Here is a 9,853-nt window from a genome sequence, read left to right on the forward strand (position 1 = left end):
GGGGGATGAGCAGATGATTGTGTTGGAGAAACGGCCACAGCCGTCCAGGGCCTGGTCTTACGCGACCCCCCTTGTGGCGGTGCTGGCAACAATGGTGTTTGGCGGGTTGCTGTTTGCCATTTTGGGGAAAAATCCGGTCGAAGCCATCGGTACCATCTTCTGGGAGCCGCTGTTTGGAGAGTTCGCATTCTATTACCGCCCTCAATTGCTGGTCAAAGGCGCGCCCCTAGTGCTGATCGCAATCGGATTGTCGCTGGGTTTTCGGGCCGGTATCTGGAATATCGGGGCCGAAGGACAATACATCATGGGCGCCATATTCGGCGCGGGCGCAGGTCTGGCCTTCTATCCGCTCGACGCCTGGTACATCTTCCCGATCATGGTGGTCGCAGGCGCATTTGGCGGGTGGCTGTGGGCAACGATCCCGGCTTTGCTGAAGGTGCGTTTCGGCACCAACGAAATCCTTGTGTCGCTGATGCTGGTCTACGTGGCCGAGCAGATGCTGGCCTCGGTCTCGCTGGGTCTTCTCAAGAACCCCGAAGGGTTCGGCTTTCCCGGATCGCGCAACCTGCAATCCTATGAAAGCGCGCATAATGCCGAGCTGATTGCCGGTTCCGGGATGCATTGGGGTGTTGTCGCGGCCTTCATCGCGGTGATCTTTGCCTATGTATTGCTGAACCGTCACATGCTGGGCTTCCATATCCGCCTGACGGGTGAGGCCCCCCGCGCCGCAAAGTTTGCAGGTGTGAATCCGGCGCGCCTGATCCTGTTCTGCCTTGGAATTTCGGGCGCTTTGGCCGGGCTGGCCGGTATGTTCGAGGTGTCCGGCCCGTCCGGTCAGATCAGCATCGACTTCAACGTGGGTTATGGCTTTACCGCGATCATCGTCGCGTTTCTGGGCCGCCTGCATCCGGTGGGTATCCTGTTGGCCGGGGGCCTGATGGCGCTGACCTATATTGGCGGCGAAATTGCACAATCGCAGCTGGGTCTGCCTGCCGCTGCCATTCAGGTGTTTCAGGGAATGCTGCTGTTTTTCCTGCTGGCCTTCGATCTTCTGACAAACTTCCGCATCCGTGCGGCGCGTAGCGAGGTGGCGTGATCATGGACCTTGGTCAAATCAATCCCGTTCTTCTGGTTGCCTCGCTTATGGTGGCCGCAACCCCCCTTCTGCTGGCCGCGATCGGAGAGCTTGTCGTGGAAAAGGCAGGCGTTCTGAACCTTGGTGTCGAGGGCATGATGATCGTCGGCGCGATCAGCGGTTTTGCGATCTCGGTCGAAACCGGCTCGCCCTGGCTGGGCTTTGTTGCTGCCGCCATTGGCGGGGCCGTGCTGTCGCTGCTGTTCGTCCTGCTGACACAGTTTGCATTGGCCAACCAGGTTGCCAGCGGCCTTGCGCTGACCCTGTTTGGACTGGGGTTCAGCGCCTTGATGGGGCAAAGCTATGTGGGCGTCAAACCCCCCAGCATGGGCGATATCCACATCCCTTTGATTAGTGATATTCCGGTCATCGGCCCGATCCTGTTTCGGCACGACCCCATCCTGTATCTGGGCATCGCACTGACCGCTGTCGTCTGGGCCGTCCTGAAGTACACCCGCGTCGGGTTGATCCTGCGGGCGGTTGGTGAAAACCACGATGCCGCCCATGCGCTTGGCTACAAGGTTATCAAAATCCGTATCATGGCGATCCTGTTCGGCGGGGCCTGCGCGGGCCTGGGTGGAGCTTACATCAGCCTGATCCGTGTGCCGCAATGGACCGAGGGCATGACCGCAGGTGTCGGCTGGATCGCGCTGGCGCTGGTGGTGTTTGCCAGCTGGAAACCATGGCGGGTCCTGCTGGGTGCATATTTGTTCGGCGGCATTACCGTCTTGCAGCTTAATTTGCAGGCAGCGGGCGTTGCCATTCCCGTCGAGTATCTGGCAATGTCACCCTATCTCATCACGATCCTTGTGCTTGTGATCCTTTCGGCCGACAAGAGCAGCGCACCTGCCTCACTGGGCCGGACCTTCCATGCCTCACACTAGGGGCCAACTGAACCAACTTGGGGAGTAACTACATGAAATTCAAATCACTTCTGACAACTGCCGCGATAGCGCTTGGTCTTGCGACCGGCGCAGTGGCGCAAGACAAGACCAAGGTCGGTTTTGTCTATGTCGGCCCTGTCGGCGACGGTGGCTGGACCTATGAACACAACAAGGGCCGTCTGGCGATCGAAGAAGAGTTCGGCGACAAGGTCGAGACTGTATTCGTTGAATCAGTACCCGAAGGCCCCGACGCCGAGCGCGTGATGACCCAGATGGCGCTGGAAGGCGCGGATCTGATCTTTACCACCTCGTTCGGCTATATGGATCCAACCATCAATGTGGCCAAGAAATTCCCGAACGTGAAGTTCGAGCACGCGACAGGCTACAAGACTGCCGACAACGTCTCGGTCTATTCGGCGCGTTTCTATGAAGGCCGCGCGGTTCAGGGGCATATCGCGGGTAAAATGACCAAATCGAACATCATCGGCTATATCGGGTCCTACCCGATCCCCGAGGTGATCCGCGGTATCAACTCGGCCTATATCCACGCCAAGAAAGCGAACCCGGATGTCCAGTTCAAGATCGTCTGGGCCTATACCTGGTTCGACCCGGCAAAAGAAGCTGACGCCGCATCTGTTCTGATCGAACAGGGCGCCGACGTGATCCTGCAGCACACCGACTCGACCGCACCGCAGGCCGCCGCACAAGAGGCGGGCAACGTGATCACCTTCGGTCAGGCTTCGGATATGAGCGAATACGCCCCCAAACCGCGTGTTTCCTCGATCATCGACAATTGGGGACCCTATTACATTGCGCGCACGCGAGCTGTGATGGACGGCACCTGGACTTCATCCAACACCTGGGACGGTATCGGGCCGGGCATGGTAGAAATCGGTGAGATTTCGGACGCGGTTCCGGCGGACATCAAGGAAGAGGCACTGGCGCTGAAAGCGGCCCTGGCCGATGGCAGCCATCATGCCTTTACCGGACCGTTGAAAAAGCAGGACGGCAGCGACTGGCTGGCCGAGGGCGAAGTGGCCGACGACGGTACGCTGGCTGGCATGAACTTCTATGTCGAAGGGCTGGAAGGCGATATCCCGCAGTAAACGGCGCGGATAGAAATGCATCAAGGCCCGCAGGATTGCGGGCCTTTTTTCGTGGCGTATTCGCTTCGGTCATATTACCGGATGACCGGGATGTAACGGCTGCGACGACCTACGGAACCTTTAGGCCCTGTCCTGCGTTCGCCACCCGATCAGGCTGAGACACGCAAAAACGATCGCGGCAACGCAGACGATCGAGGGCCCTGCCGGAGTGTCGAATACATACGCGGCCCTTAGCCCTGTGATGGCCGAAAGCGCACCTATTCCCGCAGCAATCAGGGCCATCGATTCTGGTGACCGCGCGAGGTTTCGCGCAGCGGCCGCCGGAATGATCAGCATTGCGGCGATCAGCAATACGCCCACAACCTTGATCGCCACCGCTACGGTCACGGCAAGTGACAGGGTCAGGATCAGTTGTTCTCGCCTTGGATCGAAGCCGCTGGCATAGGCCAGTTCTTCGTTCAGTGTCGCGGTCAGAAGTTGCGACCAACGCCAGACAATCAGCGCCACGACAAGCGCCGCACCGCCCCAGATCACGACCAGATCCGAACGGGAGACCGCCAGAATATCCCCAAACAGATATGCCATCAGGTCAATCCGGACACCGGACAGGAATGAAACTGCAACCAGTCCGAAGGCCAGCGCAGAATGCGCCAGAACCCCCAGCAGCGTGTCCATCGCATAACCGCGACCGGCCAAAAGCGAAACGGTCAGCGCCATGACCAAAGCGACGGCCAGCGCGCCCGTGAAGATCGACATCTGAAACGTCAGGGACAGGGCCACGCCCAAAATCGCGGCATGTGCGGTTGCATCGCCAAAATACGCCATGCGACGCCATACGACAAAACACCCAAGGGGGGCCGCAGCAAACGCCACGCCAATACCTGCGAGCGTTGCCCGCATCATGAAATCATCCAGCATTATTCCGCCGCTTCCTGTGGGTTCGCATCATGGTCATGATCATGATTGTGATCATGTTCATGACGATAAAGGGCAAGCGCACCGCCTGTTCCGGTTCCGAACAAGGCCCGATACTCGGGTGCCGAGGCGACAACGGCCGGTGATCCTTCGCAACAGACATGCCCATTGAGGCATATCACCCGGTCCGACGCGCTCATGACCACGTGCAGTTCGTGGCTGATCATCAGAACGGCGCATCCGGTCTCGCGCCGGACAGCCTCGATTTGCTGGTAAAAGCTGGCCGACCCCCGTTGGTCCAAACCCTGTGTCGCTTCGTCCAGCAACAATATGTCCGGGCGGTTGATCAAAGCTCTGGCCAGCAGCACCCGCTGGAACTGTCCGCCGGACAGCTGCGACATCTGGCGTTTCAACAGATCCGGCACACCCGCCGATTCAAGCGCCTCGACACATTGCCTGCGCGACACAGGATCGGTCAGACGCATGAACCGTTCAACGGAAATCGGTAATGTCGGATCGACATGCAGCTTCTGCGGCACATAGCCGATTTTCAATCCGGGCTTCAGTGACACTTGACCGGCACAAGGCCGTGTCGCACCGATAATGGCGCGCAGCAGGCTGGTCTTGCCTGATCCGTTCGGGCCAACGATGGTCACGATTTCACCCGGTTCAATGACCATATCCACATGATGCAGCACGGTATGCGCGCCATAGCGGACGCTGAGTTTCTCGACAGTGATCAGGGCCATCTTTATGCCTTTTCGGTGCAGTCGGGGCAGAGACCTTCAGCCTCTACAACCGTTCGCTCGATCTCGAAACCCGCCGCGCGCGCGGCAGCGCCAAGAACACCTTTGGACGGGGCAGACTGCGCCTCGGCTACGGCGTCGCATTTTCGGCAGATCATGAAAGCAGGTGAATGCGCCGCGCCGGGATGAGAGCAGGCGACAAACGCGTTCAGCCGCTCGATCTTGTGGACAAAGCCGTTTTGTACAAGAAACTCCAGCGCCCGATAAGCGACCGGAGGCTGGGACCCGAACCCTTCGTCGCGCAACCGGTCAAGGATTGTATAGGCACCAAGGGCGCGATGTTCTTGCAATAACATCTCAAGAACCTTGCGGCGAACCGGCGTCAGCCGCAGCCCTTCTTCTTTGCACCGGGCTTCGGCGGATGCCAGGGCCGTTGCGACACAACTCTGGTGGTCATGTTCCTGAAACCCGACCGGGGCGGTGTCTTTGCCAGGTTCTGGGTGCACATCACTTGTCATGTTATTTCATATCATGTATTGCCACTTGAAATGTTATAAAATCACACAGAGGGCCCGATGTCCAGAACGCTTCTTCTTCCATTGTCGATCACAGTTGCACTGCTGTGTGGACCGGCCCGCGCAGATGCGCCAAACGTTGCCGCGGACATTGCCCCGGTTCATTCGCTGGTGGCCCGTGTCATGGAGGGTGTCGGCACACCTGCCCTGATCGTCGCACCGGGTGCCTCGCCGCATGAATACAATCTGCGCCCGTCCGAGGCGGCCGCGTTGCAAAACGCCGATCTGGTGTTCTGGGTAGGAGAAGACCTGACGCCGTGGCTGGACAGCGCGATAGAAACTCTTGCCCAAGGCGCGACCGCCACTGCCCTATTGGACGCAAAGGGTACGGGGCTTCTTGAGTTCCGGGAAGACGCATTGTTTGAGGCGCATGATCACGCGGACGATACGGGTCACGAAGACCATGACGATCACGAAGGTCATGACGATCATGACGATCATGACCCACATGCCTGGCTGTCGCCAACGAATGCCAAAGCCTGGCTGACCCTGATCGCGGATCAACTGTCGTCAACGGATCCCGACAACGCCGCTGCGTATTTGGCAAATGCCAAAGCGGCGCGCGAAGAAATGACCGCGCTTTCCGCAGAAGTGGCAGAGTTGCTTGAACCGGTTCGCGGCGGCAACTTCATCGTGTTTCATGATGCCTACCAGTATTTTGAGGTCGCGTTCGATTTCCCCGCATCGGGCGCGATTTCCCTGAGCGACGCGTCCGACCCAAGCCCCGCGCGTATTGCCGCTATTCAAGGTCGCATTCACGCCGAAGGCATCAACTGCGTATTGTCTGAACCACAGTTCAATCCGGGCATCGTCGAGACCGTGTTGGATGGAACATCGGCGCAATCCGGTGTGATCGATCCACTGGGCTCGGCACTGGAACCCGGGCCGTCTCTGTACCCGCAAGTCATTCGTAACATGGCGCAAACCCTGTCGGAGTGTTTGAAAACCCGTTGAACCGGGTCTGGGATCGGGACGCGGGAACCTGCCGGGGCGCACCCAAAAGGACCAAGTCCCGACCCGCGCATCAGGTTTGGAACATTGGAGAAGCGCATCAGACCATGGTCTGTAGCGCGTCAAACAATTGTCGTTCATAGTCGATTGCGAAATGAGACCCAAAATTACCGACCTGACAATTGGCAACTGGTCTTTGTCGCGCGTTTTTCTCGCGGCAAGTGTTGCAGTCATGGGGACTGCTACGGTGTTTGTTGGTCACTGGGTATCGAACCGGATCGAAAACGCGGTTGTACAGAACTCCGCCAATTCGGCCGCATTGTACATGGAAAGCATTTTGTCCCCACTCAGCCAGGAACTGGCGCATGGAGACCGCCTTTCCGAACAGGCCAGCCGGGCGCTGGACGAGATTTTCATGACCCAGCCGATGCGCGAACGCATTGCCTCGTACAAGTTCTGGAAACAGGATGGCGAGATTGCATACGCATCGGATTCCGCCATCATCGGTCGCCGATTCGAGCCAACAGACGACCTGAAACGCGCATGGGCTGGAGAAATCTCGGGCTCATTTGAAGAGCTGGACGATGAAGAAAGCGCGGCAGAGGCTGCACTTGGCATTCCATTGCTGGAAGTCTACAGCCCCATTCGCGAAATCTGGTCGGGGAAAATCATCGCGGTCGCCGAGTTTTATGAAAAGGCCGATCAGCTGGAACTGGACATGGCCAGAGCCCGAAGAACAAGCTGGTTGATCGTTGGCTCGGCCTTTGCGGCAAGCACGATTGTTCTGTTTTCCATTGTCGCAATCGGCGACAACACCATTCGACGGCAAGGGCGCCTTCTGAACGATCGTCTTGCCGAAAGTGAAAAGATGGCCGCACAGAATGCCATGCTGCGGTCGCGCGTCATTGATGCATCGGAAAGATATGCTGCGCAAACGGACAGGTTCCTCAGGAAACTCGGCGCGGAACTGCATGACGGCCCTGCCCAATACCTGTCCCTCGCCGCCCTTCGACTGGAGGCTGCATTCGGCGACAGGCCGGAGATGTCCACCGAGGCCGAAGAAATTCAGCAATCTTTGCAGAAGTCTTTGGCAGAAATTCGCGCCTTGTCACGGGGGTTGTTCGCGCCAGACATCGAAAATCTGGCGCTCGTTGATGTGGTAAAAAGAGCTGTCGAGGACCATTCTGAACACAGCCCTTTTCGCCCCGGTATTTCCTTTCAGGGCAATCCGTCGCCCGACTTGTCGATCTCGGGCAAGTTGTGCGTTTTCCGGTTCCTTCAGGAAACGCTTTCCAATGCCGCAAGATATGCGCCCGCGTCCCAGTGCACTGTCGCCTGCGACGTACAAGGTGATCGCATCACCGTTCAGGTCAGCGACGACGGCCCCGGGTTCGCCCCCTCCGGCGAGACGGTTCTGCGTGAGGACGGGGGCCAGGGCCTTGTCGGCTTGCGTGACCGGGTCGAAAGCATTGGCGGTCGGTTCGAGGTGACATCAACCCCGGGCGAGGGCACCACCGTTGCTATGACATTGTTTCCCAGAAAGATGAGTGCATCATGACAACATCCGTCGTTATCGCAGATGATCACCCGATTTTCAGGGACGGTTTGCACCGCACTTTAGAGGAAGCCGACGGCTTCAAAGTTCTCGCCGCCGGATCAAATGCGGATGAGGCCGTTTCCCTTGTCCGAACCCATCAGCCTGACATCGCCATCCTCGACCTGTCGATGCCCGGTGGCGGCATTAGCGCGACCCGTCGAATTGCTGAAATGGCAAACCCGCCTTTCATTGCGATATTGACGGTCTCTGAAAACAGCAGTGACGTTGCAGACGCTTTGGAGGCGGGTGCCATTGGCTATATCGTCAAGGGCGTGACAGCACGCGAATTGACAGCTTCGCTGCGCAGTATCGCCTCGGGCGAAGGGTTCGTCTCGCCGGGTCTAGCGTCGCGCATGCTGCTTCAGATCAATCGCGGAAACGGGTCGCAGAAAGAAGCTGACGCCATAGATGATCTTACCCATCGCGAAGAAGAAATCCTAAGACGCGTCGCCAAAGGGCTGAGCAATCGGGAAATAGCCGATGAGTTGGGAATACAGGAGAAAACCGTCAAGCATTACATGACGGCGATCCTGTCCAAGCTCCATGCGCGAAACCGGGTGGAGGCCGCTCTTATCGCGCATGAGGCCTGGAACAAGAAAGACTAGGGGTCAGGCGCTCAAAGACCAGGGCGGTCTCTCAAGAAAAGAAACCGCCCCGCACAATCGCCAAAGTTCGTCACTCAGTTGGCAATCGCCTGAAGTCTGCTGCGATCCGCCGCAGTTGCGGTTCTTTCTACGACGGTCCGGTTGAACGGGTCTTTCAACTCGTAACGCCCGCCCTCGATCTCTTCTTTCCAGCCGTTTGCGTAACTAACTTCGATATTGTTGCCCTGAATTTCGATTTTTGCCGGGTTACTTCCAGCGCCACCACTCTGCCCGGGCGAGCGCACGCTGTCGATTGAGATACCGTTTGCCAGTGACCGAAGGCGCGAAACGTCGGCACCGGTGGCCGGTCGTTCCTCGACTGTTCGGTTCTGCGCGTTCTTTCTTTCGTACCGGCCGTTTTCAATCTCTTCCTTGGTGCCGTCAGCATAGCGTACTTCTATGCCGCTCGCGCTTGTCTCGACCTTTGTTATTCCAGCCGACCCCGATGACTGCCCCCCAGATTGAGACCGGTCCTTCTTATCGCCCCGGCCCGAGCGTGACGAACCATCGTCATCATCGTCATCGTCGTCGTCGTCATCATCGTCGTGACCACCTTTACCCGATCCGGAATTGTCGTCACGATCACCGCCGCTGCCCGACCCGGAGTTGCTGTCATGGTCATCATCCCCGCCGTTGCCATCACTCCCTTTCCCGCTCTTTGCAAACGCGTAAACAGGTTCCATCCGCAGATGACCGTCTGCGTCAAAAGCCGGCACATAGGGTGTCATCACAATCAGCGACGCCAGCGCTACCGTGCTGAGAAGCTGACCAGTTCTTTTCCGGGTATTCATTTTCGTCTCCAATCCTGTTCGAGGCGTTATCCTGTATTGGAGGCAGATTATCCCGGGCCCGGCTTCGCTACATCGGGCTTAGGTCTGATGATTTTCCGGCCGATTGTCCGGGTCCGAGGAATGAGAGTTTCAAATATCCATCACTCAAATGGATCTGGTGATCCAATTTAGGCCTTGGGCAATGAGGTGTTGCCGCGTTGCTTTCCATGTATTGCGGAACTCGGCTTCAGCGGTTGGCGGGTCTTGATTTGACAGCTGTCGTTTTCTTTCTGCCTAGCGCCATCGGCGAACTGAATAGAAATATACTATTTTAGAAGAAATCTGACGATCGCAATTGACCACGACAATTACCACAATGCGAACAAACAGACGGTTTCATCTTGTTCGCCCCACCCGTCCGATACCTAGGTGTTTAGGGTCAGGATTCATAACCAATAGATGACGGTTGCTGCGAGGGCGATAGCGGAGAGGAAGACTTTGGGACAGCGATCATAACGTGTCGCTACACA

Annotated in this window: 10 protein-coding genes and 1 pseudogene; 6 read left to right on the forward strand and 5 right to left on the reverse strand. The window is 57.7% G+C overall.

Annotation, left to right across the window (positions count from 1 at the left end; all coding sequences use genetic code 11):
* Positions 1-13: 13 nt before the first annotated feature.
* The 3 genes from ACR0EK_RS19475 to ACR0EK_RS19485 are packed head-to-tail and all read left to right on the forward strand — an operon-like array spanning position 14 to position 3,125.
* Entirely contained in the window at positions 14-1,096 is a 1,083-nt protein-coding gene (locus ACR0EK_RS19475; protein ID WP_267363631.1) for an ABC transporter permease, read from the forward strand.
* 2 nt (positions 1,097-1,098) lie between these two features.
* Positions 1,099-2,019: an ABC transporter permease gene (locus ACR0EK_RS19480; RefSeq protein ID WP_209598075.1), complete on the forward strand. Its 921-nt coding sequence runs from the start codon at positions 1,099-1,101 to the stop codon at positions 2,017-2,019.
* Between the two features lie 32 nt (positions 2,020-2,051).
* Positions 2,052-3,125, forward strand: coding sequence for a BMP family ABC transporter substrate-binding protein (locus tag ACR0EK_RS19485; RefSeq protein WP_267363629.1), 1,074 nt, complete (start codon positions 2,052-2,054; stop codon positions 3,123-3,125).
* A 120-nt stretch (positions 3,126-3,245) separates the two neighbouring features.
* Here the strand turns inward: ACR0EK_RS19485 and ACR0EK_RS19490 are convergent, their stop codons facing one another.
* Genes ACR0EK_RS19490 through ACR0EK_RS19500 form a run of 3 tightly spaced genes read right to left on the reverse strand, consistent with a single transcriptional unit; the run spans position 3,246 to position 5,304 of the window.
* Positions 3,246-4,043 (reverse strand): metal ABC transporter permease, encoded by a 798-nt coding sequence (locus ACR0EK_RS19490; protein ID WP_480547457.1) that lies wholly within the window; start codon positions 4,041-4,043, stop codon positions 3,246-3,248.
* Positions 4,043-4,789 (reverse strand): metal ABC transporter ATP-binding protein, encoded by a 747-nt coding sequence (locus ACR0EK_RS19495; protein ID WP_480901102.1) that lies wholly within the window; start codon positions 4,787-4,789, stop codon positions 4,043-4,045. Before ACR0EK_RS19495 ends, ACR0EK_RS19490 begins: the two co-directional genes overlap by 1 nt.
* 2 nt (positions 4,790-4,791) lie before the next feature.
* Entirely contained in the window at positions 4,792-5,304 is a 513-nt protein-coding gene (locus ACR0EK_RS19500; RefSeq protein WP_480901103.1) for a Fur family transcriptional regulator, read from the reverse strand.
* 57 nt (positions 5,305-5,361) lie between these two features.
* Here ACR0EK_RS19500 and ACR0EK_RS19505 point away from each other — a divergent pair, with 57 nt between their 5' ends.
* The 3 genes from ACR0EK_RS19505 to ACR0EK_RS19515 all read left to right on the forward strand — a co-directional run bounded on the left by ACR0EK_RS19505 (position 5,362) and on the right by ACR0EK_RS19515 (position 8,514).
* Positions 5,362-6,315: a zinc ABC transporter substrate-binding protein gene (locus tag ACR0EK_RS19505; protein ID WP_480968056.1), complete on the forward strand. Its 954-nt coding sequence runs from the start codon at positions 5,362-5,364 to the stop codon at positions 6,313-6,315.
* 151 nt (positions 6,316-6,466) lie between these two features.
* Complete coding sequence (locus ACR0EK_RS19510; protein WP_480968057.1) at positions 6,467-7,870, forward strand: sensor histidine kinase; 1,404 nt, start codon at positions 6,467-6,469, stop codon at positions 7,868-7,870.
* Complete coding sequence (locus tag ACR0EK_RS19515; protein WP_480774468.1) at positions 7,867-8,514, forward strand: response regulator; 648 nt, start codon at positions 7,867-7,869, stop codon at positions 8,512-8,514. The genes ACR0EK_RS19510 and ACR0EK_RS19515 overlap by 4 nt, the downstream gene beginning before the upstream one ends.
* A 74-nt stretch (positions 8,515-8,588) precedes the next feature.
* On the opposite strand, the gene ACR0EK_RS19520 is transcribed toward ACR0EK_RS19515, so the two are convergent.
* Entirely contained in the window at positions 8,589-9,344 is a 756-nt protein-coding gene (locus tag ACR0EK_RS19520; RefSeq protein ID WP_480901106.1) for a hypothetical protein, read from the reverse strand.
* Between the two features lie 425 nt (positions 9,345-9,769).
* Positions 9,770-9,853, reverse strand: a pseudogene (locus ACR0EK_RS19525) (IS5/IS1182 family transposase); the annotation flags it as partial.

It is taken from the genome of Ruegeria sp. AE4 (assembly GCF_056542185.1).

Excerpts from the sequence above, each read along its gene's own strand:
- ACR0EK_RS19475 (WP_267363631.1), top strand. The coding sequence starts at position 14 with ATGATTGTGTTGGAGAAACGGCCACAGCCGTCCAGGGCCTGGTCTTAC.
- ACR0EK_RS19480 (WP_209598075.1), top strand. The coding sequence starts at position 1,099 with ATGGACCTTGGTCAAATCAATCCCGTTCTTCTGGTTGCCTCGCTTATG.
- ACR0EK_RS19485 (WP_267363629.1), top strand. The coding sequence starts at position 2,052 with ATGAAATTCAAATCACTTCTGACAACTGCCGCGATAGCGCTTGGTCTT.
- ACR0EK_RS19490 (WP_480547457.1), bottom strand. The coding sequence starts at position 4,043 with ATGCTGGATGATTTCATGATGCGGGCAACGCTCGCAGGTATTGGCGTG.
- ACR0EK_RS19495 (WP_480901102.1), bottom strand. The coding sequence starts at position 4,789 with ATGGCCCTGATCACTGTCGAGAAACTCAGCGTCCGCTATGGCGCGCAT.
- ACR0EK_RS19500 (WP_480901103.1), bottom strand. The coding sequence starts at position 5,304 with ATGACAAGTGATGTGCACCCAGAACCTGGCAAAGACACCGCCCCGGTC.
- ACR0EK_RS19505 (WP_480968056.1), top strand. The coding sequence starts at position 5,362 with ATGTCCAGAACGCTTCTTCTTCCATTGTCGATCACAGTTGCACTGCTG.
- ACR0EK_RS19510 (WP_480968057.1), top strand. The coding sequence starts at position 6,467 with ATGAGACCCAAAATTACCGACCTGACAATTGGCAACTGGTCTTTGTCG.
- ACR0EK_RS19515 (WP_480774468.1), top strand. The coding sequence starts at position 7,867 with ATGACAACATCCGTCGTTATCGCAGATGATCACCCGATTTTCAGGGAC.
- ACR0EK_RS19520 (WP_480901106.1), bottom strand. The coding sequence starts at position 9,344 with ATGAATACCCGGAAAAGAACTGGTCAGCTTCTCAGCACGGTAGCGCTG.